Annotated in this window: 28 protein-coding genes; 23 read left to right on the forward strand and 5 right to left on the reverse strand. The window is 50.2% G+C overall.

Annotated features, from left to right (window positions below):
* Window positions 1-86 precede the first annotated feature (86 nt).
* From WH37_RS17540 to WH37_RS17555, 4 genes are all read left to right on the forward strand, one after another.
* Entirely contained in the window at window positions 87-1,118 is a 1,032-nt protein-coding gene (locus WH37_RS17540; protein ID WP_046231920.1) for a metal ABC transporter solute-binding protein, Zn/Mn family, read from the forward strand.
* 82 nt (window positions 1,119-1,200) lie between these two features.
* Window positions 1,201-2,037 (forward strand): metal ABC transporter ATP-binding protein, encoded by an 837-nt coding sequence (locus WH37_RS17545; RefSeq protein WP_414811927.1) that lies wholly within the window; start codon window positions 1,201-1,203, stop codon window positions 2,035-2,037.
* On the forward strand, window positions 2,021-2,830 hold the full coding sequence (locus tag WH37_RS17550; RefSeq protein ID WP_046231921.1) for a metal ABC transporter permease: 810 nt from the start codon (window positions 2,021-2,023) through the stop codon (window positions 2,828-2,830). Before WH37_RS17545 ends, WH37_RS17550 begins: the two co-directional genes overlap by 17 nt.
* 21 nt (window positions 2,831-2,851) lie before the next feature.
* Complete coding sequence (locus WH37_RS17555; RefSeq protein ID WP_046231922.1) at window positions 2,852-3,571, forward strand: cytochrome c biogenesis CcdA family protein; 720 nt, start codon at window positions 2,852-2,854, stop codon at window positions 3,569-3,571.
* 10 nt (window positions 3,572-3,581) lie between these two features.
* Here WH37_RS17555 and splB read toward each other — a convergent pair whose 3' ends face one another.
* On the reverse strand, window positions 3,582-4,652 hold the full coding sequence (gene splB / locus WH37_RS17560) for a spore photoproduct lyase (RefSeq protein WP_046231923.1): 1,071 nt from the start codon (window positions 4,650-4,652) through the stop codon (window positions 3,582-3,584).
* Between the two features lie 232 nt (window positions 4,653-4,884).
* On the opposite strand from splB, the gene mntR reads away from it, so the two are divergent.
* Entirely contained in the window at window positions 4,885-5,307 is a 423-nt protein-coding gene (gene mntR / locus WH37_RS17565) for a transcriptional regulator MntR (RefSeq protein ID WP_046231924.1), read from the forward strand.
* A gap of 119 nt (window positions 5,308-5,426) precedes the next feature.
* On the opposite strand, the gene WH37_RS17570 is transcribed toward mntR, so the two are convergent.
* Complete coding sequence (locus WH37_RS17570; protein WP_046231925.1) at window positions 5,427-5,732, reverse strand: hypothetical protein; 306 nt, start codon at window positions 5,730-5,732, stop codon at window positions 5,427-5,429.
* 13 nt (window positions 5,733-5,745) lie between these two features.
* Window positions 5,746-6,717: a DUF1385 domain-containing protein gene (locus WH37_RS17575; protein ID WP_177218004.1), complete on the reverse strand. Its 972-nt coding sequence runs from the start codon at window positions 6,715-6,717 to the stop codon at window positions 5,746-5,748.
* Window positions 6,718-6,962: 245 nt separating this feature from the next.
* On the opposite strand from WH37_RS17575, the gene WH37_RS17580 reads away from it, so the two are divergent.
* From WH37_RS17580 to WH37_RS17605, 6 genes are all read left to right on the forward strand, one after another.
* On the forward strand, window positions 6,963-7,490 hold the full coding sequence (locus WH37_RS17580; protein ID WP_082110874.1) for a YqhR family membrane protein: 528 nt from the start codon (window positions 6,963-6,965) through the stop codon (window positions 7,488-7,490).
* A 93-nt stretch (window positions 7,491-7,583) separates the two neighbouring features.
* Window positions 7,584-8,024 (forward strand): type II 3-dehydroquinate dehydratase, encoded by a 441-nt coding sequence (gene aroQ / locus WH37_RS17585; RefSeq protein WP_046231926.1) that lies wholly within the window; start codon window positions 7,584-7,586, stop codon window positions 8,022-8,024.
* Between the two features lie 25 nt (window positions 8,025-8,049).
* Entirely contained in the window at window positions 8,050-9,123 is a 1,074-nt protein-coding gene (locus WH37_RS17590) for a M24 family metallopeptidase (protein ID WP_046231927.1), read from the forward strand.
* A 69-nt stretch (window positions 9,124-9,192) separates the two neighbouring features.
* Window positions 9,193-9,750 carry an elongation factor P gene (efp, locus tag WH37_RS17595; RefSeq protein WP_046231928.1) on the forward strand — a complete coding sequence of 186 codons (558 nt, stop codon included), beginning with the start codon at window positions 9,193-9,195 and terminating at the stop codon, window positions 9,748-9,750.
* Between the two features lie 189 nt (window positions 9,751-9,939).
* A complete protein-coding gene (locus tag WH37_RS17600; protein ID WP_046231929.1) occupies window positions 9,940-10,773 on the forward strand; it encodes an amino acid ABC transporter substrate-binding protein in 834 nt (277 codons plus the stop codon).
* A gap of 116 nt (window positions 10,774-10,889) precedes the next feature.
* Complete coding sequence (locus tag WH37_RS17605; protein WP_046231930.1) at window positions 10,890-12,143, forward strand: aspartate kinase; 1,254 nt, start codon at window positions 10,890-10,892, stop codon at window positions 12,141-12,143.
* Window positions 12,144-12,257: 114 nt separating this feature from the next.
* Here the strand turns inward: WH37_RS17605 and WH37_RS17610 are convergent, their stop codons facing one another.
* Entirely contained in the window at window positions 12,258-12,974 is a 717-nt protein-coding gene (locus tag WH37_RS17610; protein WP_046231931.1) for a 2-phosphosulfolactate phosphatase, read from the reverse strand.
* A gap of 160 nt (window positions 12,975-13,134) precedes the next feature.
* On the opposite strand from WH37_RS17610, the gene WH37_RS17615 reads away from it, so the two are divergent.
* A complete protein-coding gene (locus WH37_RS17615; RefSeq protein WP_046232106.1) occupies window positions 13,135-13,401 on the forward strand; it encodes a YqhV family protein in 267 nt (88 codons plus the stop codon).
* Between the two features lie 37 nt (window positions 13,402-13,438).
* Here WH37_RS17615 and WH37_RS17620 read toward each other — a convergent pair whose 3' ends face one another.
* The gene (locus WH37_RS17620; protein WP_046231932.1) at window positions 13,439-14,401 is read right to left on the reverse strand and encodes a sugar-binding transcriptional regulator; all 963 of its coding nucleotides are present in this window, start codon (window positions 14,399-14,401) and stop codon (window positions 13,439-13,441) included.
* A 222-nt stretch (window positions 14,402-14,623) separates the two neighbouring features.
* On the opposite strand from WH37_RS17620, the gene WH37_RS17625 reads away from it, so the two are divergent.
* The 11 genes from WH37_RS17625 (at window position 14,624) to spoIIIAE (ending at window position 25,004) form a co-directional block, all read left to right on the forward strand.
* Window positions 14,624-15,358 (forward strand): MBL fold metallo-hydrolase, encoded by a 735-nt coding sequence (locus WH37_RS17625; protein WP_046231933.1) that lies wholly within the window; start codon window positions 14,624-14,626, stop codon window positions 15,356-15,358.
* A gap of 28 nt (window positions 15,359-15,386) precedes the next feature.
* Window positions 15,387-16,262, forward strand: a complete 876-nt coding sequence (locus tag WH37_RS17630; RefSeq protein WP_046231934.1) for a Cof-type HAD-IIB family hydrolase — start codon at window positions 15,387-15,389, stop codon at window positions 16,260-16,262.
* An 83-nt stretch (window positions 16,263-16,345) separates the two neighbouring features.
* Window positions 16,346-17,389, forward strand: coding sequence for an ABC transporter substrate-binding protein (locus WH37_RS17635; protein ID WP_414811878.1), 1,044 nt, complete (start codon window positions 16,346-16,348; stop codon window positions 17,387-17,389).
* Between the two features lie 17 nt (window positions 17,390-17,406).
* Window positions 17,407-19,170, forward strand: coding sequence for an ABC transporter permease (locus WH37_RS17640; RefSeq protein WP_046231935.1), 1,764 nt, complete (start codon window positions 17,407-17,409; stop codon window positions 19,168-19,170).
* On the forward strand, window positions 19,167-20,201 hold the full coding sequence (locus WH37_RS17645; protein WP_046231936.1) for an ABC transporter ATP-binding protein: 1,035 nt from the start codon (window positions 19,167-19,169) through the stop codon (window positions 20,199-20,201). Before WH37_RS17640 ends, WH37_RS17645 begins: the two co-directional genes overlap by 4 nt.
* 26 nt (window positions 20,202-20,227) lie before the next feature.
* Window positions 20,228-21,028 (forward strand): Cof-type HAD-IIB family hydrolase, encoded by an 801-nt coding sequence (locus WH37_RS17650; protein ID WP_046231937.1) that lies wholly within the window; start codon window positions 20,228-20,230, stop codon window positions 21,026-21,028.
* Between the two features lie 399 nt (window positions 21,029-21,427).
* Window positions 21,428-22,483, forward strand: a complete 1,056-nt coding sequence (spoIIIAA, locus tag WH37_RS17655; RefSeq protein WP_046231938.1) for a stage III sporulation protein AA — start codon at window positions 21,428-21,430, stop codon at window positions 22,481-22,483.
* Window positions 22,477-22,995, forward strand: coding sequence for a stage III sporulation protein SpoIIIAB (gene spoIIIAB / locus WH37_RS17660; RefSeq protein WP_046231939.1), 519 nt, complete (start codon window positions 22,477-22,479; stop codon window positions 22,993-22,995). Before spoIIIAA ends, spoIIIAB begins: the two co-directional genes overlap by 7 nt.
* Before the next feature lie 15 nt (window positions 22,996-23,010).
* Entirely contained in the window at window positions 23,011-23,214 is a 204-nt protein-coding gene (gene spoIIIAC / locus WH37_RS17665; protein ID WP_046231940.1) for a stage III sporulation protein AC, read from the forward strand.
* Between the two features lie 36 nt (window positions 23,215-23,250).
* On the forward strand, window positions 23,251-23,655 hold the full coding sequence (gene spoIIIAD / locus WH37_RS17670; RefSeq protein ID WP_046231941.1) for a stage III sporulation protein AD: 405 nt from the start codon (window positions 23,251-23,253) through the stop codon (window positions 23,653-23,655).
* Entirely contained in the window at window positions 23,652-25,004 is a 1,353-nt protein-coding gene (gene spoIIIAE / locus WH37_RS17675) for a stage III sporulation protein AE (RefSeq protein WP_231594272.1), read from the forward strand. Before spoIIIAD ends, spoIIIAE begins: the two co-directional genes overlap by 4 nt.
* Window positions 25,005-25,033 lie beyond the last annotated feature (29 nt).

The following is a 25,033-nucleotide window of genomic DNA, read 5'->3' on the forward strand; positions in this document are numbered from 1 at the left end:
GTGATGCCAAGCACTCGTATAATCTGAACGTAATCATAACGATTACTAAAAGAAAACGGTTTTCACAGAAATGGAGCATTTGCGAAATGAAAAATTTATTTTCAAGCAAGAAATTAACGGCTATGGCCGCTTTATTGATGTCTGTTGTACTTGTGCTGTCCGCATGCGGCAGTAATTCGAATTCTTCCATCGTAGAAGGCAAGACGAATGTCGTGACTAGTTTTTATCCGCTCTATTATTTCGCCTCAGAAATTGGCGGTGAATATGTCAATGTTGTCAACCTGATCCCGGCAGGAGTGGAGCCGCATGATTGGACGCCGAAAAGCCAGGATCTGAGCACTGCTTCCAAAGCGCAGCTGTTTCTGTACAATGGTGCAGGACTGGAAGGCTGGACGGACAGCTTTTTGAAAGGATTGCCTAATGATCAGACGATCATTACGGCCGAAATGAGCAAGGGCGTAGAGCTGATTCAAGGCAATCCAGAAGAAGAGCATGACCACAGCGCTGAAACGGCTGAGGAGCATGCGGATCATGAAGAGCATGGCGATGAGGCAGAAGGCGCAGCTGCGGACGAGCATGATCATGAGCACGCCCTGGATGTCGATCCGCATACTTGGGTGAGTCCGAAATCGGCAATCATTATGGCTGAAAATGTGAAAAACAGCCTCATTCAAGTGGACAGCGCCCACAAAACCGAATATGAGGCGAATTATGAAGCGCTGCATAGCAAGCTTGCAGCACTCGATGCGAAGTTCGAGCAGGAGCTGTCCAAGACGACGATGAAGGATATTGTGGTATCCCATCAGGCGTTTGGTTATTTGGCCCGCGACTATGGCTTGACGCAAACGGCTATAATGGGATTATCGGCTGATGCAGAGCCTAGAGCGCAGGATTTGCTGAACATCGCCAAATATGTGAAGGAAAAAGGCATTCGCTATATTTTCTTCGAGGAGCTTGTATCTCCGGCGCTTGCGGATACATTGGCGAGCGAAGCGAAGGTCGACACCTTGATGCTCAATCCGGTAGAAGGGCTGACGCCTGAGCAGGAGAAAAACGGCGATACCTACATTACGCTGATGGAAGCGAATTTGCAAAATCTCTTGAAAGCACTGAAATAGTTAAACGGCGCTTTATAAATGATATAATCAGGGAAGTATAGCAATATAGTAAAGAGCAAGGGAGGTTAACAGGATGCAACAAATGACAGAGATGCTGCCAGAAACGGACGTGCTGCCTGGCCCAGCAGGAGACTGCCATCAGGATATTATATCGCTGGAGGGCGTTACCTTCTCGTACCAGCAGCAGCGCGTCATTACTGGGCTTAATCTGAGCGTTCGCGAGCGTGATTTTATCGGGCTGATTGGCTCGAACGGCGCGGGAAAAACGACGCTGCTCAAAATGATCGTCGGCTTGCTGAGGCCGGAGAGCGGCGTCATTCGTTTGTTCGGCGAGCCTGTAGGCCAGTTTAAGGCATGGGAAAAAATCGGTTATGTGCCGCAGAAAAATGCGTTTAATCCGCTTTTTCCAGCTACGGTTCGTGAAGTGGTGCTATCCGGCCTTTACGGCCGCAATAAGCTGTTTCGCCGCATTACGAAGAGCGATCACTTAAAGGCAGATGATGCCCTGCATGCAATGAAAATTGAGGATTTGGCGGACAAGCGGATCGGCCAGCTATCCGGTGGTCAGCAGCAGCGGGCTTTTCTGGCGCGGGCGCTCATTAACAATCCGTCGCTGCTTATTTTGGATGAGCCTACGGTAGGGATCGACGCGGAGACGCAGGAAAGCTTTTTCCATATGATCAAGCATATGCACCAGCATCATAACATTACCTTTCTGATGGTGTCCCATGATATGGAGATGATCCGCACTTATTTGGGGCTGCATCAGGCAGCGCAAAGCGGAAAGCTGAAATTTTATAAAAAGCATTCGCATGATTTGCAAAATTGCGCGCAAGATGATCTGACTCACAGCCTGCGCGGGCTTCGTCAGGAAATGGATAGTAGAGAAGAGGTTGTTCAGGTTGGAGATCGTTACTAGCGAATTTTTTCAAAGGGCGCTGATTGGCGGCTTGCTTATCGGAGTGACGGCGCCGCTTATGGGCATTTTTCTCGTGCTGCGCCGTTTGTCCATGATTGGCGATACGCTGTCGCATGTATCCATTGCGGGCGTTGCGCTTGGCTTCTTGATTGGAGTGTATCCGGTTGCGGTAGGCTTGGTATTCGCTGTTGCAGCGTCGTTTGCGATCGAAAAGCTAAGGAAAGCTTATAAATCATATGCCGAGCTGTCGATTGCGATTATTATGTCGGGCGGCGTTGCGCTGGCTTCGATTCTGTTCACGATGGGCAAGGGCTTTAATGTCAATGTCACCGGCTATTTATTTGGCAGCATTTACACGCTGAGCAACATCGATTTAATTACGATTGCAGTGGTAACGGTTGTTGTTCTTGTAGCCATCAGGCTGCAGGTGAAGGAGCTGTTTTTGCTCACTTTTGATGAGGATGCAGCAGCTGTGAGCGGGTTGCCGGTCCGTTTTTATAATGTTATGATTAGCGTGCTAACCGCACTTGTCATTAGTGCTTCCATCAAAATCGTTGGAGCACTGCTTGTGTCTGCGCTGCTGACGATTCCAGCGGCCTGCAGCCTTATTATTGCGCGCAGCTTTCGGCAGAGCATTATTACCGTCGTCATTATTGGTGAAATTGCCGTTATTTGCGGCTTGATGATTGCAGGGATTTGGAATTTGGCTCCTGGCGGCACAATTGTGCTTCTGCTGATCGTTATTTTGCTGGGCTTACTGCTGTTCAAGCGGGGAATTAGAACAGGGAGTTAATCAAAATCGAGGTGCTGTACGGTGAACGATATTAATATTTGGCTCGCATTGGGGGCGGGCTTTGCCTCCTTCATTTCTCCATGCTGCTTGCCCTTGTATCCATCTTATTTATCTTACATAACCGGTATTTCCGTCAGCGACCTCAAAAATAATGAGCATACAAGCAAGCATATGCGCTCCCGCACGATGCTGCATACGCTGTTTTTCATTATCGGCTTCTGTACGGTGTATTACACGCTTGGCTACGGTACGAATGTGTTCGCGGAAACATTCAGCGAATATGAGCCGCTAATCCGCAAATTATCGGCGATTTTGATTGTACTGATGGGGCTGTTCCTGATCGGCGTTTTTCAGCCGCAATTGCTGATGAAGACGCGCAAGCTGCCTTTCGATCCTTCGAAAAAAACGGGCTATTTGGGCTCATTTATTTTTGGTATTGGATTTTCGGCCGGGTGGTCGCCTTGCACAGGTCCTGCCTTAACGGCCATTCTGGCTTTGGCGGCATCCGAGCCGAATACCTGGTTTAAGCTGACGACGGCGTATGCGCTAGGTTTTGCCATTCCTTTTTTCGTGTTGGCCTTTTTCCTAGGCTCTGCGAGATGGCTGCTGAAATATACGAATACGGTGATGAAGGTCGGCGGAGCGATTATGATTTTGCTTGGCATTATGCTTTTCACCGATCAAATGACGCAAATTACGTCGTGGCTTAACCTCATTACGCCGGATTGGCTGAAGTTTTAAACAGTATGCCTTAAGTGAAATATTCAATTTTCGCTTGTGGAAAATGCTCAAAGATGCGCTCTGATATGAACAATCGGAGCGCATCTGCTTGTTCAGTAGGATAGACGTATTTTCCTTGTCCCCATCGGCCCCATTTGTATTTGCGCTTCTCTATGTCCATTTCCAGCTTTGTGCGCGGATAGCGGCGCACGATAACGTTTTTCGCTGTTTTCGTAAAGCGGTGCTGGATGAGCTCAAAGGTTAGATCGGCTTGCATCGCTTCCTCAGGCAGCGCCTCTGCAAGCGATGCGAGCAGCTCTGCGTAGCCCTCCTCCCAGCCATCATGCCAGATGATCGGCGCAATGATAAAGCCGAGCGGATAACCGGCTTTAGCCACTTTGGCTGCGGCTTCAATCCGCTGCTCAAAGCGCGAGGTGGCCGGCTCGAAATTTTTGATCACGTATTTGCTGTTGACGCTGAAGCGAATGCGAGTATGGCCATTATGCTTAGCATCCAGTAGGGAGTCGACATGATGGAATTTAGTGACGAAGCGTAGTCTGCCGAGGGGCTGCTCTGCCATAAATTCAATGAGCTCACGCAGGCTGCCTGTAATCGGCTCTAGCCCGATGGGATCGGACGTACAGGCCGCCTCGAAGCGGGTAATCTCCGGTGCTCGCTCGTCGATGTATTGCTTGGCCGCGCCAATAATATCATCGATGTTAACATAAATGCGAATATAGGGCTTTGCGCCAAGCGTCGTCTGCAAATAGCAATAATGGCAATGCGCCATGCAGCCGGTCGCAATGGGAATGGCATATTCCGCTGATGGCTTGGACGTATCGAAAGTTAACGTTTTACGAATGCCCACAACGAGCGTACGTTTGGCAATCCGGTATTTCTCAAGCTCGGTTTCACCGGGCAAATTGGTAATCCGGTTATGCGAGCTTGTCATGCGGAAAGGAATGCCTTCCTTTTGTACCCAGTCATAAATGCGCTTGCCTTTCGGATAATTGAGCGCATCCGGCTCAAAATATACGAGCTCGGGAACGAAGGATAAGCTTTTCAGCGCTGCTTTCGGACGCTCCTCTACGGTTGAAGCCATGAGCTGCACCTCCATTGCTTTGATGCTTCAAAATAAGAAGCTAAATTATAATGTGCGACAAGGGAAAGGGCTTCAAACTGGGAGTTGCAAGAAATGACGCTATCGCTAATGCCATAAATTATTGCTCGCTCCGAATTGTCCTTAAGGTTGCAGACAGGTTTCAAAACAGTGTATGATACTAGAGTAACGCCGAGGAAACAAGGTGAAAGAAGTTGGGTTAGGGGGTTCTTCAATGCCGACACCGAGCATGGAAGACTACTTGGAACGAATTTATAAGCTCATAGACGAAAAAGGTTACGCGAGAGTGTCGGATATTGCGGAAGGGCTGGAGGTTCACCCTTCGTCAGTGACGAAGATGATCCAGAAGCTCGATAAAGATAACTATTTAATTTATGAGAAATATCGTGGTCTTGTATTAACGACAAAAGGGAAGAAGATGGGCAAGCGGCTTGTGGAGCGCCACCATCTGCTGGAATCATTTTTGACCATTATCGGCGTTCAGGATGAGAATATTTATCAGGATGTCGAAGGAATTGAGCATCATTTAAGCTGGGATTCGATCACCTGCATTGAGACGCTCGTCGCTTTCTTTGAACGTGATCCCTCCCGATTAGACGATCTTAAAGCGGTTCGCGCCGAGCTCGATAATGAGTGATTACGCAAATATGAAGTGAAACGCAAGATGATGCAGGTACCCAAAAAAAGCGTGACCCCCGTGAAATGGAGGTCACGCTTTTTTGTTATTTGCCAGCTGCTATCGCCGACTAGAGTGGCTTAATGATACTTCGGCAGATCGTCATCTTCCTTGCCGCCTTCGATAACGCGGAACGGCGTACGCTGCGATTTCGGGCGTTTGGCAGGCTGTGAGCGGTTGCCTGGGCGCACCTGAGGCGAAGCAGAGCCGGAACGGCTTCTCCAGCGGTCAGGCGGGAACTTGTAAAGCACATAAATAAGCCCGAATACGATAATAGGAATAAGGAATGAACGCATATCGGTCAAAACGCCATAAATAATTCCGATGCCAAGCAAAGACATAATAATAATTGCCGGCACGCTCCATTTTTTAGGCCTGTATGCCATAATCATTCCGCCCTTACGCTTTAATATTGGTCATTTGTTGATCAAGCTCGCGCATCCGGTTGAAGGAAGCGATAGATACGGCAACCTGATCGTCCTTCGGCTCCTTCGTTGTCAGCAATTGCAGCCACAAGCCCGGGTAACCGAGATAGCGCAGCACGGGAATGTCACGCATCGCATTTGTAATGCGCAGCACCTCATAAGAAATACCGAGAACAAGAGGAAGCAGCAAAATACGAATATAAATTCTTTCCCAGATGGAATCCCAAGTAAAGAAAGGCAGCGAATAAATAATAACGCCAACAATGACGGTGAAAATAATAAAGCTGCTGCCGCAGCGATAGTGCAAGCGGCTGTATTTTTGCACATTGCTAATCGTAAGCTTCTCGCCAGCTTCATAAGCGCTAATTACTTTATGCTCGGCGCCATGATATTGAAACAGTCTTTTGATAATCGGCGTAAGCGACATCAGGTACAAATAAGCAAGCAGTAAAATGATTTTGATAAGTCCTTCTAATAGGTTATGACCGATTTTGCTCTCAAATACATTGCTGAATAATAGTTCTTCCAGCGCAGCGGGAGCTGCGGTGAAAATCAGCTTGCCGAAAATAAACGACAGGACGCCTGCTACGGCAACACCGACTATCATGCTGAGGCTGAAACCGGATTTTTGCTCCTTTTCAGGCTTCGGCTGTGCTTCGGGATTTTTGGCGGCTTCTTCCTTCGCCTCATCCTCCGCGTAGTTTTCCATGGAAAAGTTCAAGTGCTGCGAGCCTTTGGCGCTGGAATCTATTATGCCGACAACTCCGCGTACAATCGGAATTTTTTTCAACTGCTGTATCCAGCGCTGCGTCGTCCGCGGAACCTCATAAAAGATGATTTCGTCATTTTTGCGGCGAACAGCTGTAACATTGACATGGCTTCCTGCAAACATGACGCCTTCAATGACAGCTTGTCCTCCATAGATGCTTTTTGATTTTTGCGACAAGTGTTGGTCACCTTCCTTAAAAGTGTATCGTCCCGATCAGGTGACGAATCAATTTGCTTCATTTTCTTGCGAATAGTTCTATTGTACTTGATCGGTGCGGCAATTGCCAACGTTTGCGCTGCGCGAGCAATCAAGAAACAGCTGCCAAGCGGGGCGGTTACTTCTATGCTTTTTTTCACATACTAAATCATGGCTTCTTTAGGTAAGAAGTGAAGGGCAATATCGAGCTGGAGGCGATTAAAACGATGGCAGAAAATAAGCAAAATAAACGGACCGCCGGAGAAGACGGCAATCCATATGAAGGAAAGCATCATACGAATATTTGGACGTATTGCTTATCGACTGGCTTTTTTGCCGGGCTGATTTGGGGCATTTTACGTTGGTTTTTTTATGAAATGAAATTTACGCTAGAGCTGCCAGGCATTATGGCGGACCCGTTTTTCCGCTCCTCCTTTTTGAAGTCGGGCTGGGGCCTTGTGGTGGGCATTGGAAGTTACATTGTTTTTTCAATGATTGCTGCGCTGCTATACGGACTGCTATTCCGCAAGCTCAAAGGTCCATGGCCTGGTATGTTCTATGGGCTCGCCTGGTGGGCGATCGTTTTTCTTGCTGCAGGGCCGCTGCTCCATGTGACCCGATCGGTGTGGAAAACAGGCTGGAATACGCTCAGCGCCGAGCTTTGTGTCTTTTTGCTATGGGGTGTTTTTATCGGCTTCACCATTGCTTTTGAATTTACGGACGAGGCTTCCCGAGAGCCTGTACAAGCAAGCTGAATAGTTGTCCCTTCTCAAGCGGCAGGCATATGTGGTAAAATGGCAATTGATCTTTGTCTTTAGCATTGATTTGTCCGTTAGGGAGGTGTGCAAATGCTCAAAATTCTGGTGCTTAATGGCCCGAATCTGAATATGCTTGGTGTTCGGGAGCCAGGAATTTATGGATCGGCTACGCTTGCTGATATTGAGGCTAATTTGCTTGAGCAGGCTAAGGGTCAAAATGTACAGCTGGATTTTTTTCAATCCAACCATGAGGGCGCGCTTATTGATCGGATACATAGCGCCTATGGCGCAGAGGATGGCATACTTATTAATCCCGGAGCGCTTACGCATTACAGCTATGCGCTGCGCGATGCGTTAAGTACGGTAGCTCTTCCTGTAGTTGAGGTGCATTTGTCCAACATACATACGCGCGAGGCATTCCGTCACGTGTCGGTTATTGCACCTGTAGCGGTCGGGCAAATTGCCGGTTTCGGTCCACAGAGCTATGAGCTTGGCCTTGCGGCGCTTGTTCGTAAGCTGAAAATTTCTTAAATAAACGGAAAGGGGATGAACATAAATGTCAAAGGAAAGAGTGAATCGCTTGCGCAGCGTCCTTACGGAGCTGGGTCTGGAAGCTATTCTTATTAACAGCGAATACAATCGCCGTTATATAAGCGGATTTACAGGCTCCTCTGGTATGGTCCTCATTACGTTAAGCGACAGCATTTTGCTGACCGATTTCCGCTATATGACGCAGGCTCCTGAGCAGGCGATTGGCTATGAAATCGTTGAACATGCGCCTAAAGCGATGGAAACGGTGAAAGAGCTGTTGAAAGCGAGAAAAATCAGCAAGCTGGGCTTTGAGCAGGAACACGTCGTTTATGGCGAATTCGCTGATTGGACGGCTGTGCTTGGCGATATCGCCCTTCATCCGGTAGCTGGGCTTGTTGAAGGCTTGCGGATGATCAAGGACGAGTCGGAGCTGCAAGTGATGCAGGAGGCTGCCGATCTTGCGGATGCGACGTTCACGCATATCCAGAAGCTGCTTCAGCCTGGCGTGAAGGAAAGCGATATTGCACTGGAGATGGAAATTTTCATGCGCAGCCACGGTGCGCATTCGTCCTCGTTTGAGACGATTGTAGCGTCCGGGGAGCGCTCGGCATTGCCGCATGGCAAGGCAAGCGAGCGAATCATTGGCAACAATGAATTCGTGAAGCTGGATTTCGGCGCTTATCTGAAAGGATACTGCTCTGATATTACGCGTACGGTTGTCGTTGGTACGCCAACGGACAAGCATCGCGAAATTTATGACATTGTGCTGGAAGCGCAGCTGAATGCCCTTGCCCATATCCGTCCGGGCATGACAGGTCGTGTTGCGGACGCATTGACGCGTGATGTCATCACGAAATATGGCTATGGCGACAAGTTCGGTCACGGTACCGGACACGGACTCGGTATGGAAGTTCACGAGGCTCCGCGTTTGTCCAAGCTTAGCGAAACGATTTTAACCCCCGGTATGACGGTAACGGTTGAGCCTGGCATCTATCTCCCCGGTTTCGGCGGAGTACGGATTGAGGATGACATCGTAATTACGGACACCGGTATTAAAATATTAACCGCATCCACTAAGGAGTTTCTCACTTTAGGCTAATTTGTGGTAACAGCGGTAAATGAGCACGATCAAGCTTGCTATTTTTCTAATCCCAGGAGGTAATCAGCAGTGATTTCAGTAAATGATTTTAAAACAGGATTGACAATTGAAGTAGATGGAGACATTTTCTCCGTAACCGATTTCCAGCACGTTAAGCCAGGCAAAGGCGCGGCATTCGTGCGCTCCAAGCTGAAAAACCTCCGCAACGGCAACGTTGTTGAAAAAACATTCCGTGCAGGCGAATCGCTTGCTCGTGCGATTATCGAAAACCGTGCTGTTCAATACTTGTACAACTCCGGTTCCGAGTACACGTTCATGGACAACGAAACTTACGATCAGTTCGAACTGAATGAATCGCAGCTGAAATGGGAAATCAACTTCTTGATCGAGAACATGACGGTAAACATTTCGAGCTACCAAGGCGAAATCATCGGTATTCAAATGCCGAACAGCGTTGAGCTGAAAGTCATTGAGACGGAGCCAGGCATTAAAGGCAACACGGCAACCGGCGCAACTAAAAATGCGAAGCTTCAAACGGGACACAACGTACAAGTTCCATTGTTCATTAATGAGGACGATGTGCTGTTGATCGATACTCGCGAAGGCAAATACATCTCCCGCGCATAGGAGATGCCATAAGCTGTTTCAGGGGAGAGATAAGCCCTTGGAGCAGCTTTTTTTCATGTATGGGCCTAACTTCACATGAACTTCTCATTTTTCTCGTAAAAAGCATTGATGGATAAAGGCTTGCTATTGTAACATTCAATATAATAGTTAAGCGTATACATCTAGAGATGACGTAGAGGAGTAGAATGAATGGCAAGAACAAGCTTTGTTTTTCTGCTGCTGGCCTGTTGGTTTGTGCTGGTGGCATGTGGCACGCAGCCGGAGAGGAATGAAACGATTAAGCCGGTTGCAAGTCCGGGGGAGGCGGCATCTGGCGGACAAAACTCCTTGGAGGCTGTTAAAGCGAGCGGCAAGCTGCGTATTGGGACGGAAGGAACGTATGCCCCTTTTACTTATCATGACGAAAACGGCAAGCTTGTCGGATTCGATGTAGAGATAGCTGAGGAAATCAGCAAGCGTATCGGTGTAGAAGCTGAATTTGTCGAAACGCCGTGGGATGAAATTTTTGCTGGGCTTGATGCGAAGCAATTTGATGTTATTTTTAATCAAGTCAGCATTCGGGAGGATCGGCTTGAGCAATATAGTTTTTCTGATCCATATATTTACTCCCACATTGTGCTGATTGTGAAGCAGGATAACACGGACATTAAGAAGCTTTCTGACTTATACGGGAAAAAGGCGGCGCAGTCGCTGACAAGCAATCTGCTTGATATTGCACAGCGGAATGGTGCGGAAATTGTGCCGTCCCAAGGCTTTTATGAGGCGATTTCTTTGCTGCTGTCCGGTGAAGTGGATGCTACGGTAAATGATGGATTAACGTATTTGGATTTGAAGCATCGTCAGCCAGAGGTGCCGCTCAAAATTGTTGATGAAATGTCGGAGGCAACGGCAAGCGGCGCTTTGTTTACGAAAGGGCATGATGAGCTTATTCTAGCCGTCAATCAAGCGCTTGCGGATATGAAAAAGGACGGTACTTATTTGGAAATTTCAACAAAATATTTCGATACCGACGTTTCCAGATAGCTTGCTGAAGCTGTGAAGATTGCTTGTATTTTTGTGATGGGATATACCCAGATGCGTTACGGTTGTGCTATAATATTGACTTGCATGTATATGTCAAGGTTGGGAGTGAGTCAGCTTTGTCGTTGATAGTGATGAAGTTTGGCGGAAGCTCGGTGGGAACACCGGAGCGGATGCAACGGGTAGCAAAACGAATTATTGAAAATAGGCAGGCGGGAAACCGTGTTGTTGTTGTCGTATCAGCAATGGGGGATACAACGGATGATCTGATCGACCAGTCGAAGCTGCTTAATCCAAATCCGCCAGCGCGCGAGATGGATATGCTGCTTACAACAGGCGAGCAAATATCGGTAGCGCTTTTGTCCATGACGATTCACCAACTGGGACACCACGCTGTTTCGTTGACAGGCTGGCAGGCAGGAATTCGTACGGATGCTGTTCACAGCAAGGCGAAAATTACAGATATTCGTACGGATCGCATGATCAAGGAGCTGGATGCTGGCCATATTGTTATCGTAGCCGGTTTTCAGGGCATGTCCGAGGATGGCGACATTACGACGCTGGGACGCGGCGGCTCCGACACAACGGCAGTTGCACTGGCAGCTGCGGTTAAAGCGGATGTGTGCGAAATTTACACCGATGTGGATGGTATTTATTCGACCGATCCGCGCGTTGTTAAATGCGCTCGCAAGCTGGATGAAATTTCGTATGATGAAATGCTGGAGCTTGCCCATCTGGGAGCTGCTGTGCTTCATCCGCGCGCGGTTGAATACGCGAAGCATTACAATGTAAAGCTGGTCGTTCGTTCAAGCTTTACCTACAACGAAGGTACAAGTGTAAAGGAGGAAGTAACGATGGAACAAGGCGCTGTCGTTCGCGGTATTGCATTCGATAAAAATGTAGCTAGAATTAGCATTCTGGGCGTTCCGGATTTGCCAGGCGTGCTCGCGACAGTATTTGGCGCGCTTGCAAACAATGGCGTGGATGTAGACATTATTGTGCAAAGCGGCGTACAGGACGGCACAGCCGACTTCTCCTTCACGCTTTCGCTCGATGATAAAGACAAAGCGGTTGCTGTCATTGAAAATCTGCACGGAGAGCTTCCGTACAACAAAGTGACTTCCGAAGAAAACCTTGTAAAAGTATCGATTGTCGGCGCTGGCATGGTCAGCAACCCTGGCGTAGCTGCAACGATGTTCGCTGCGATTTCGGGTCTCGGCATCAGCATCAAGATGGTAAGCACTTCGGAAATCAGACTTTCCTGTGTCATTGATGCAGAGCCGCTTCAGGACGTTGTGCGTGCGCTGCATACGGCATATGGTCTGGATACAGCGGAGCAGGCTTTTGTTGGCGGACCACAGGATCGCCGCTAAGGCAGGAGTCTTTTTAGAGGGAAGCAGCCGTAAACGTAAAGGAAAACGGCAGCATAAGGAAAGGCCAGGGGAGAGGATCCCTGGCCTTTTTTTATGTTTATTTATATTTACCGCTTAAATGGGCATACGGGTTAGCATACCACCGAGCAGCTGAGGCACTTCTTTATACAAATCAATGGGCGCGCATGCTTCAATGTCTCGCTGCAGGCCAATCTTGGCGAGCCGTTTGCCGGTGACGCCTGAGGCGAGCGTTTCCAGCGCGTATGAGCTGCGGTTTCGATAGAAAGCCAGCATCGCGAGGCCGAAGTCGTCAAGCTCTACAGGAGCTGGCCCGGCCAGCTGAAGGCGATCCAGCAGCAGGCCGGCGCAAAAGCCGTCCTCGGCTGCAAATTCATCATTATAACCGGCACAAAGGATGACAATGTCTCGCCTGAGTGCAGCGGCTGCTTGAGCGCTCGCTGTGGCATTGAGCAGCGCAGCCGTTAAGACGTAATCTGCACGGGCAGCCTTCTGCAAGGCTCGCGTACCGTTCGTCGTCGTTAAAATGATACGGCGATTGCTCACCGCAGCATGATCATATTCGCTTGGGGAGTTGCCGAGGTCAAAGCCAGCTATTTTTCGGCAAAAGCGTTCGCCGCCAAGCAGATCCCCAGGCTGCTGCGCCGCTTTAGCTTCCATCACGGTTTCGACGGGAATGATGGCAGCCGCGCCCGCAGCGAGTGCCGTAACGATGGTGCTGCCCGCCCGCAGTACATCGACGATGATAGCGGTTTTATGGTGAAAGCGTGTTGAACTGGCTTCATTCACGCTTGAAATGACCTGAATCTGCATGTCAATAGCCGCCTTTCATAGCGTTTCTCCTGTGATCCTATGCGAGTAATATATGCATCCGCCACTGGGCGTGTGTCCCTTCGACAAATGAGCATGAAACGGGTGGCGAAGCGCATAAGCTATAGAAATGAGGCTGGACAAGTTGGGAGATGGACTTATTATGCTGAATAAAATCGTACTCGCGATGGCTTCTTTGCGGCTTACATCGGGAACGTTGGAAATATGTGCTGCGCTAATTATGCTGCGGCTGAACCAGATTGACAAAGCTTTAATCGTCAATTCCTCACTCGCGCTCGTAGGACCGCTCATTCTGATTGCGACGACGACAATCGGCCTAGTCGGCCTTTCCGATAAGCTATCTTATGGGAAGTTCGTTTGGGTGACAATAGGAATCGTCTGCTTAATGATCGGTATATTAAAAAAATAGCAGCCATTCGCTGACCGAATGGCTGCTTGTTATTGTGTTAGGGCATGGCTAGCTTCATGCGTTCAATCATGCTGCTTGCTGTCGCCTCGTCGGTGACAAGCTTATTGACATAGCCGCCCTTTAGTGCAGCTAGGATGCTGTCGATTTTGTGCAGACCAAAGGCCATGCCGATGACATGCCTAATGCGCTTTAGCTGCTCTAGGCTCATGCCGATGACCTTCTGGTTGATGGGATGCTCGCTAACAGCCCCGTCCCGCCTAATAAAACATGAATTGATATCAGCTACGACCTGTAAGGCTTGCAGCTCCTGCAGCACCGTTTCATTCAAATAGCCGAGCCGCTCCATCGTGGACATGGATAAAGGATTGCCGATGCCCACGAGCGCCAAATTAATCGTGCTGCCTGCTTTCAGTACGGAAGATATATTAGGCAGCGCAATAAGCTGCTCTTTAAGCTCCTCGGTTTCCACCATAGCTGGGGCGTAGAGGGAATCGCATTCGACACCAAGCTTCTTGGACAGCTCGTAAGCCAGCTGGTTGGAATGCATTTCATTGCGCGTGCTGCCCGTTCCGCCGACGAGTGGAATGATTTTGACATCCTCTTTTTTCTCTAGCGGAAATTCCCTTACCATATGATACAGCGTATTTCCCCAGGAAATGCCGATCCGGTCGCCATTGGAAATGAATTTCAAGGCAAAATGAGCCGCCGCTCTTCCGATTGCACTTGTCACCCGCTCCTGATTTAAATTGCGTGTCGGGACAACAAGCACCTCCTCCAGCTGAAAAAGCTCCTCGAGCTCCTTCTCCAGCTCCGACGTTTGCGCGGGATCATCATGCACAATAATTTCTACGATGCCCTCATCGCGGGCTTTTTGCAGCGCTTTGGAGATGAAAGGCCTCGATACGCCGAATTTCTCCGCAATTTTCTCCTGTGTCCAGGAATCGTAATAATAGAGCTTGCTTATTTTAATGAGTGTTTTTTTATCTTCCCCATTGAACATGCATAACCTTCCTTTTAACTGGATTCTACTAATCTATCACTCACTATAAGGATGAATGAGGGGTAGAGTCAATAGAACGAAGCGCTTGTAAAGGTGAATAACCGCTTCTTTACGCTTTCTTTATTTTTCGATAACACTTGGCTAACATACGGTTATTACAATTGTAATTGTTCAGAACATATGTAAACAACGTTGGCTATCGGACTTTGTAGAGGTGAAAGCATGGATGTGAAAATTTTAGGATACTGGGGTGGCTACCCTCCAGCTGGAGGTGCTACGGCGGGGTATCTGGTCAGCACAGATGAAGGGCAGATTTTACTGGATTGCGGCAGCGGGGTTATGAGCCGGCTTGCTGCACATACAACAGTCGAGCACTTATCAGGCGTTATTTTATCCCACCTGCACTTTGATCACATGGCAGATATCGGGATTTTGCAATATGCTGCTGCGGGAGCACGGCGCAATGGACGGATGGATGACAAGCTGGCGATTTATGCGCCTGCAGAGCCAGCTAATATGCTGGAAAATCTGTACAGTGAGCATACCATCGTGAAGCGGATTGATTCACTGGCGAGTATTCAGCTGGCTGGTGCGAACATTGAATTCGTTCCGGTCAAGCATACGATTCCTTGCTACGCGGTGAAAATCACTTATCAAGGCAAGGTGCTTGTTTACTCGGGCGACACTTCCTATTGCGAATCGTTGATTTCGATTGCCAAGGATGCGGATATTTTGTTATGCGAGGCTACGATTTGCGAAGGGAGCAGGCATACGACGGGACACGGCCATATGAATGCGGCAGAGGCTGGCAGCATTGCCGAAAAAGCCAATGTCAAACAGCTGGTGCTCGTTCATCTGCCTGGCGACGGTGATTTTGAATTTATGCGCAGGGCAGCAAGCGAAGCATTCGGCGGGCCAGTCGCATTGCCGCAAATGTCCGCGATGTATGTCGTATAGCCCATGGACGATAGGATGATGGACAAACATGTATAAACTTTTTGCGATGGATATGGATGGCACGCTGCTTGATAAAAACAAGCAAATTACGCCCGGCGTTCGCAAGGCGTTAATGGAACTGCAAGAGAGCGGCGTAACGCTGACGATTGCCTCGGGGCGTTTCCCAGCCTCGGTCTGGATGCATGGAAAGGAAATTGCAGCAAGCTGTCCACTGATCGGGCTTAATGGCTCTGTGCTTCTTGATCCAGAGACCGGAGAGCTGCTGTCAGGCACGCCGCTTCGGCCCGAGCATGCTTCAAGCGTAGCGATGCTGACGGAGCAGCGGGACATGTACATTCATTTTTATGGGTATAACCGACTGTACGTAAAGGAATTGACGGAGCTTAACCGGAGCTGGCCGCTTGCCAATGTGGTCGTGAAGGAGGGGCGGCCTTTAACCGATCTGGATGCTGGCTACCAAAAAGCTTCGGAGCTGATTAAGGTCATTCCGGTCGGGAGGCTAAGCAGCTTTGCTATCGGAGCGATGGAGCCGCTTTATAAAGCGACGGTCATTTGCGATGACAGCGAGCAGCTCGAACAGCTTTACGCCGAGCTTGCGACATGGGGTGCTTTTACATTGACTCGTACGGGAAGCCGGCGTTTCGATATTAACGCGGCCGGTGTTAGCAAGCGCTCGGCGCTGGCACAATTATGCGCGGAGCAAAACATTGCGCCAGAGCAAGTAGCGGCCATCGGGGATTATGACAATGATACGGACATGCTCCGGTGGGCGGGCCTTGGAATTGCAATGGGCAATGCAGCAGATCACATCAAGCGAATTGCAGCATGCACAACCGCAGCTAACTCTGAGAATGGAGTTGCGCAAGCGATTCGCGATTATTTGCTAACCTCACCTAATCCATAACTATACCTAATCAGTAACTAGATTTAAGCGATAGTTAAACCTAAACAATAGCTAAACTCAACCGACATAAGGAGCGATCATCCGTGAAAAATTGGAAAAAAGGTTTTGTGTTCTCATCTTTGGCTTTAGCTTTAATTATGGGCGGCTGCGGCTCGGCAGAAAATTCCACGAACGCTGCGGGCAATACGCAAGGCTCGGCTGGCAGCACGGTGACGGGTAAGCTGTCCTTTTATACGTCCCAGCCAGAAGATGATGTCGCAAAGCTGACTGCTGGCTTTAATGGCCAATATCCGGATGTGCAGGTTGAAGTGTTCCGTTCAGGCACGGAGGAAGTCGTGACGAAGCTGCAGGCGGAAAAAACGGCGGGAGCCGTTCAGGCAGATGTGCTGTTGCTTGCGGATTCCGTAACTTTCGAAGGGCTGAAGCAGCAGGATTTGCTGCTCTCTTACAAATCGCCTGAGCTGAGTGAAATTCCTGCAGATTTGGTAGATCCAGACGGCATGTACAGCGGTACGAAGGTTATCGCTACCATTCTTGCTCACAATACATCGAAGGTATCGGCAGCTCCAACGTCCTGGCATGTACTGACAGATGCAGCGAGCAAAGGGCAGAGCATTATGCCAAGTCCGTTGTATTCCGGTGCAGCCGCTTATAATGTCGGTGTGTTTACGCGAACGGACGGCTTTGGCTGGGATTTCTTCCAAGGCTTAAAGGATAATGCGATGACGGTCATTAAAGGCAATGGTGCTGTTCTCAAAGCGGTAGCAAGCGGCGAGCAATCCTATGGGGTAGTTGTTGATTACATGGTTGCCCGTGAGAAAGCGAAGGGCTCACCAATTGAGCTTAATTATCCGCAAGAGGGCGTTCCGATTATTACAGAGCCGATTGCGATTATGAACAATACGAAAAATGAAGCAGCTGCGAAAGCTTTCGTCGATTACGTGCTTTCCGAGGATGGTCAGAAGCTGGCCGCGGAAATTGGCTATACGCCGATTCGTAAAGGAGTAGCCGCTCCGGAAGGCTTGAAGGCGATTGGCGACATGACGATTTTGTCAGGTGACATTAAGACATTAACAGCAGAACGGGAAGCCGACAAGCAGCAGTTCACGAAGCTTTTCGGACAATAATGCGGGGGTAGCAGGCTATGGAAGAGGTTTCAAAGGTTCAACATGGCATAGCACGCAGCGGAAGGAGACGGGCAGGCGCTGTCCGTCTGCCTCTATCCGTTGTAATAGGAAAAATAGCGGCCTTGCTGGGCGCCGTTGCAGTCCTCCTGTTGTTTGTCTGGCCGATTGCGAGGCTCGTGCATTTAAGCGTGGCAGGAGAAGCAGGCCTGACGCTGTCGATTTACAATGAGCTGCTGAATCAGCCGCGCTTCTGGTCGGCTTTATGGAACACCTTTATTATCGTAACCGGCTCCACGCTGCTGTCTGTCGTGCTTGGGATGACGGTCGCTTGGCTGATGGCCTATACCGATCTCAAGTATAAAAAGCTGCTGCATCTTATTATCCTTCTCTGCTTTATTTTGCCTTCTTACGTGCTGACGCTATCGTGGTCTGCCTTTATGGGCAGTCAGGGGATGCTTGCTGAGCTGCTGAAGGGGCTGGGCATACCTGGCGAGCCTTGGAGCATGTATAGCTACAGCGGTATTATTTTCGTCATGGGCATTCATCATTTTCCGCTCGTTTATCTCTTTACCGTCGATGTTTTGCGTAAAATCCCCCGTGATCTGGAATGGGCATCCCGTGCCGGAGGAGCTGGTCGGCTGAAGACATTTCGCCGTATTACATTTCCACTGGCTATGCCCGGTCTCGCGGCAGGCGGCTTGCTCGTCTTCCTCGCTTCGCTCGACAACTTTGGCATTCCGGCTTTTCTCGGTACGCCTGCCAATATAACGGTGCTAAGTACGCTCATCTATGAAGAAATTATCGGCTTTGGTCCAGCGGCCTTCGCGCGCGGCGCTTCCTTATCTGTTATTCTCGGCATTGTCGCTGTTATCGGAACTATGCTGCAATGGCTGATGCTGCGCAAAAGCAAAACATCCGAGACGACGATGCCGGATTATTCGCCCCGCTACTTGCTTGGCTCGCGCCGGAAATGGGTAGGCGGAGGCCTGTGGGCCCTGCTGCTATTTATTACGGCTGTACCGCTGCTTGCGATGATATCGTTGTCGTTCAAGCGGGCGTATGGGCTTGGCTTAATTCCTTCGAACCTCACGCTGGACAATTATCGGTATATTTTGTTCGAAAATGCGAAGGTGTGGCAGTCGATTCAAAATAGCGTGCTGCTGTCCGTCGTAACGTTGATCATCTGCATGGTAGTCGGCTCGATTTTCGCCTATATTCGCGTGCGCAAGCCATCGGCCTTGTCGAAGGCGGCTGAGCTTGCGATTGCCTTGCCTTACACGCTGCCGGGCATCGTGTTTGCTCTTTCGATGATCCTCGTCTGGATGCAGCCGCTTCCCGGTGTAAATGGTGGCATTTATGGCACGATATATATTTTGTACATCGCCTATATTTGCCGCTTTCTGATCTTGCAAATTCGTGCGAGCATGACCGCCTTTATGCAAATTGATCCGTCTATGGAGGAGGCGGCGCGAATAGCGGGAGCAGGAATGTGGCGCAAGTGGAAAACGATTCTTCTGCCGATGCTGCTGCCGGGTATCGTAAGCGGCGGGCTGCTCGTGTTTCTTACCGCGCTGACCGAGCTTACCGTGTCCGCCCTGCTGTATTCCTCTGGCTCCCAGACGATCGGCGTTACCATATTCAGCTTTGAGCAGGCGGGCAATACGCTGTATTCAACCGCGCTTTCCAGCTTGATTGTGTTATTGATTGCAGTTGGCGGGACTTCGGTGCTGCTGCTGCAAAAATGGTTGTCCCGCAAAGGATTAGGAGGTGCGAATAAATGAGTATCGCGATTAAAGAGGTGACCAAGTCCTTCGGCAGCTTTCAAGCGTTGAAAGCACTCAATTTGACGCTGGCCTCGGGAGAGTTTACAGCCATTCTGGGTCCGTCGGGCTGCGGCAAAACGACGCTGCTGCGCATGCTGGCTGGCTTTGAGCAGCCGAGCGGCGGTGAAATTCAGATGAATGGCAAGCTTGTTGCCAGCAGCAGCTTTGCGATTCCGCCAGAGAGGCGCCGGATCGGCATGGTGTTTCAGGCGTTTGCACTGTGGCCGCATATGAATGTAGCGGAGCATGTCCGTTTCCCGATTCGTTCACATAGAGAGACGCCAGCGCATATTCGTGACAATGAGCAGGAGCATGTGGAGCGGGTGCTCGCAATGGTCGGATTGTCCAAGCTTGCTGCGCGCATGCCGCATGAATTGTCTGGCGGACAGAAGCAGCGTGTAGCGATTGCAAGAGCAATTGCACCGTCGCCCTCGCTTCTGCTTATGGATGAGCCGCTTAGCAGTCTCGATGCGATGCTGCGCATGGACATGCGGCGCGAAATTCAGAGCGTTCATAGGCAGACTGGCACAGCCATTGTATATGTGACCCACGATCAGGGCGAAGCGCTCGCCATGGCAGACCGCATTATAGTAATGAAGGATGGCGAGATTGAGCAGGCGGGAACGCCGCAGGATATTTATTTGCGACCAAATACGGAATTTGTAGCCAAGTTTGTATCCAAAGCAAATCTTGTACAGGGACGCTGGGAGCAGAATCATTTTATACCGAGGGCTGCTGCTTCAGAGCTTAAATGGTATGGCGGCGAGGTCAGCACCCATTTTAAGCAGACAGGTGCTTATCCGGTCAGACCTGATCAGTTCGTGCTTGGAGACGCGCTGGAGGAAGGAATTAAAGGTGAGGTAGTCAATGTGCAGTTCCAGGGCAAGGAATTTCATTATGATATTCGTGCAGATAAGGAGCAGTGGGAAGTAATTTCTCCGCGCGCATTTCGGATGAATGAGCATGTGACGCTGGCGCTGCCTGTCTAGTAAACGGAGGAAAAGAGGTGTGCTGGATGCCAAACAAGCGCAGCATTATATTTTTTGACATTGACGGAACACTGCTTGGTCGGAATAAGAGGCTCGTTCCTTCCGCCAAGCATGCCATCAAGGCGCTTCAGGAGGAAGGGCATCTGGTCGCGTTGGCATCGGGACGTTCCCCTTTTATGCTGGAGGCGCTTCGGCAGGAGCTGGGCATTCAAACCTATGTTAGCTTTAATGGGCAATATGTGGTTCATGAGGGAGAGGTTATATTCAGCAATCCTTTTCGGCGGGCGGATATGGAGCAGCTTAGCGAATATGCCAGGCAGTACAGGACGCCGCTTGTGTATTTGGATGCAGCAACTATGGCAGCAAGCAGCGAGCAGCATCCCTATGTGCAGACTTGCTTCTCTGCACTCAATTACGACAGTCCGCCATATGATCCTGTGTTCTATCGTGAACGGGACATCTATCAGATGATGCTGTTCGACAAGCAAAAAGAGGATGACGGCTACAAAAACAAATTTCCGCAGCTGCATTTTGTTCGTTGGCATGCTTATTCTGCGGACGTGCTTCCAGGAGGAGGCTCCAAGGCGCAAGGCATTTCACAATTGCTGCAAAAGCTCGGCGCTGCTCCGGAAGAGGCTTATGCTTTTGGAGACCAGTTGAATGACCTGGAGATGCTCCAGTATATCGGACAGAGCGTGGCGATGGGCAACGCCCCGGATGAAGTGAAGCAGATTGCGAAGTATGTCACGAAGGATGTAGATGATGATGGCATCGCCTATGGTCTGGAGCTAGTCGGCTTGCTTTCACGGAAGAGGCTGGGGGCATAGCGGCTGTATTCGTTAAAGCAACATTTTTTACTGTATAATTTCAGCGTAATGCGCCTCATGCGAAAACAGATGCTCAAGCAGAAGCATAATGATCATCAGCGGACTCGGCGATTCTACCAGTTTTTGTGAGGGTACGACCTTGACTACTCAGTTGACATAATCGTATAGTAAATCATACAGATATTCAGCCATATATGGATTTGTACATTATATAGAAAGAGCCGTTAGCCCCAATGAAGTTGGGTCAGCTAACGGCTTTTTCTATTTGAAGAGCGCTTGAGCTATTGAAAGGACATAAACAAATTCTAATCTAGTAATTTGCATGCAGATGGACATATTTTAGCTGGCCAAGCATACATATTAAAGGACTAAGGACAAACATCCGGGAGTGATGAACGCATGCTTAGCCGCATTACGCATTTGCTGCCGCTAGAGCTGAAAGCGATATTGGAACGGCTCCCTGCGCAAGTTCAGGAGCAGCTGGAAGAGATACGGATTCGTGAAGGGCGTCCGCTGGAAATTGGTATGGGCGGTCAATCGCGTTTCGCTGCAAATGATGGCACGCTTTTAACGCAAGCAGGCGGAGCGTACAAGCCTACTGCCGACCTTTGCCGCAAGCTGCTGGAGCGGATGACCAATTATTCCTTGTATGCGATGGAGGAAGAGCTGCGCCGAGGCTTCATTACCGTCGCGGGCGGGCACCGGGTTGGACTGGCTGGGCGTACCATTCTCGATAACGGAAGCGTACGCGGCATTCGTGAAATTGGCGCCTTTAATATCCGGATAGCCAGAGAGGTGCCCGGCTCAGCTGCTCCGCTCATGCCCAAGCTGCTCGACCGCTCGCGTAAAACCGTCCGTTCCACGCTTGTGCTCGCCCCGCCTCAGCAGGGCAAAACGACGCTCGTTCGTGATATTGCAAGATCCGTTAGTTATGGTCTATGGGGTGGTGGAGACGCTGCAAGCTGGCCAGGCAGGAAAGTTGCAATTGTGGACGAGCGCTCGGAATTAGCCGCTTGTGTGCGCGGCATTCCGACCTTTGATATTGGCCCGCGCTCCGACGTCATGGATGCTTGTCCCAAGGCGGAAGGAATGATGATGTTGCTGCGCTCGATGTCGCCGGATGTCATTATTGCTGATGAGATTGGACGACCCGAGGATGGCGAGGCGATTCGGGAAGCCAGCCATGCCGGAGTCAGCGTCATAGCGACAGCTCATGCGTATGATGCCGAGGATGCTAGAGGGCGGCCTGTATTGCGCTCGCTGCTGGAAGAAGGAGCTTTCTCCCTTATTGTCGAGCTCCGCCGAACGCCTTCGGGCATTATGCACCGGGTGCTTACGGCGGAAGCTTGCGTAAGAGGTTGGGCGGCACGAGAGCCTACAGCAGTAGTGCCGCGATTAGCCGAAGATGCTGCGCCCTTGTTTTCCGGGCTGATGCGGGGCGATGCCATGTGCTGAAGCTGTTCGGCGCGCTGCTGATTTTATTCGCCGGAACGATGCTTGGCTTCCAGCAGGCGGCGCGTTTTGCCGCAAGGCCCCGTCAGCTTCGCCAGACCGCTCATGCGCTGCAGAGGCTCGAAACGGAAATTGGCTACGGGCATACCCCGCTGCCGGAGGCGCTAACCCGAACATCAGCTTTTGTACCGGCTCCATTAAACCGGATGCTGGCACTTGCCTCGGAAGGGCTTGCGAGCGACGAAGGACTATCCTTTCGCGAAAGCTGGGAACGGGCAGTTCGAGAGATTTGGGGAGCAACGGCAATGCGGAGTAACGAGCAGGCGGTGTTGATCCGTCTTGGCTCGACGCTCGGTATCAGCGACCGTGAAGATCAGCTTAAGCATTTGAAGCTGGCACTCATTCAACTGAAGGCGGAGGAAGATTCGGCGCGGGAGGATCAGGCGAGGTATGAGACGATGTGGAAAAGCCTCGGCGTTTTAATCGCCGTGCTGCTCGTTATTTTGATGGTTTAATGGGGTGCCGCGGAAATGAATATGGATGTGAGCGCCATTTTCCAAATAGCCGGTATCGGGATTATCATTGCGATGATTCATACGGTGCTTAAGCAGATGGGGAAGGAAGATATGGCGCATTGGGTGACATTAATCGGCTTTGTTGTCGTGTTGTTTATGGTAGTGCGTATGCTGAACGAGCTGTTTCAGGAAATTAAAACGATTTTTCTGTTCCAGTAGCCAGCTTGAAGAGAAGCCGCAAGTAGGTGAAGCGAAGTGGAAATCATTCAAATCGTCGGTCTTGGACTGATCGCAACAGTCCTCATCCTTGTCGTTCGAGAGCAAAAGCCGCTGTTCGCTTTCCTGCTTGCGGCATTTACCGGCCTCTTTATTTTTCTGTTCCTGCTTGGCAAAATCGATTCCGTCATCGCGGTGCTTTCTGATTTAGCGAATCGCTCCGGCATTCCTTCTATTTATTTGAAGACGGTGCTGAAAATAATCGGCATCGCCTACATCGCTGAATTCGGCGCCCAAATTGTCAGGGATGCCGGTCAGGAGAGCATCGCGTCGAAAATCGAATTCGCTGGAAAAATATTAATTCTCGTCATGGCGGTGCCGATCATCAGCGTCATTATCGAAACGGTCATCAACCTGCTGCCGACAGGAGGAGGAGCTAGTTGAGGATAAAGCTTGCTGGCAGCTCCTATCCGTCGAACGCCGTTTGGTTCACGCTATTTGCCGCTGTTTTGTACTTTTTGCTGCTTGTTCCAAGCTCAGAGGCCGCAGCACAAGGGGCGTCAACGTCAGCCGGGCAGTCGGAGCAGCCGTCTTCTCAGCAGCCAGCTTCACAGCCGACGTCGTCGCAGCAGACTTCGCAAAGTCAGCAAACGCAGCCTATGCAAACACAGCCGTCCCAGCAGGCTCAGGCGCAAGCCGCATTGGGGCAGCTGACCGGCACCGGGCTGAACGATATGGATACGGATGCGGTGGAGAAATACTGGAATCAGCTCAAGAACGAATATGGCGGGTTTTTCCCTGAGCAGAAGCTGCCGAGCTTTGCCCAAATGCTGCTGCCGGGTGGAGAAGGACTCAAGCTGGAAACGGTGCTGAAAGGGCTGCTGTCTTATTTTCTGCATGAGGTGCTGTACAATGGCAAGCTGCTGGTCACAATCGTTACACTCACCGTCTTCAGCATGATGCTGGAAACGCTGCAAAACGCTTTCGAGCGCAATGCAGTCAGCAAGGTAGCTTATTCCATTACCTTCATGGTCATCCTTATCATCACGGTCAACAGCTTTAATGTAGCGATCGGCTATGCCAAGGAAGCGATCGAAAACATGATCCAGTTCATGCTGGCGATGCTTCCGCTGCTGCTTGCGCTGCTTGCATCGATGGGCAATGTCATGACGGTGTCGGTGCTGCATCCGCTTATTATTTTTATGATTCATGTCGTGGGCACGCTTGTCTATACGCTGGTATTCCCATTGTTGTTTTTCTCGGCTATTTTGCACATCGTCAGCGCCATGACCGAGCGCTTTAAGGTGACCCAGCTTGCCAATCTGCTGCGCAGCATCAGCATTACCATTCTGGGCGCACTAGTTACGATTTTCCTCGGTGTCGTTTCTGTACAGGGAGCGACGGGAGCGGTAACGGATGGTGTAACGATGCGAACGGCCAAGTTCGTCACTGGCAACTTCGTTCCTGTGGTCGGGCGCATGTTCTCGGATGCGGCGGATACCGTCATATCGGCTTCCATGCTGGCGAAAAATGCAATCGGACTTGCAGGCGTCATTATGCTGCTGTTTATCAGTGCTTTTCCCGCGATCAAAATTTTGACGCTGGCGCTAATTTACAATGTATGCGCCGCTGTCATGCAGCCGCTGGGCGATTCGCCGATTGTGGTCTGTCTGCAAACGATTGGCAAGACGCTGATTTATGTGTTTGCCGCGCTGGCCGCTGTCAGCTTGATGTTTTTCCTCGCCGTCACGATCGTGCTGACAGCAGGAAACGCAGCAATGATGGTCCGGTAAACCGGATGCTTGAAAAAAGGGGGCGAATC

The sequence above is a fragment of the Paenibacillus algorifonticola genome, assembly GCF_000971975.1.
GTDB classification, from domain to species: domain Bacteria; phylum Bacillota; class Bacilli; order Paenibacillales; family Paenibacillaceae; genus Pristimantibacillus; species Pristimantibacillus algorifonticola.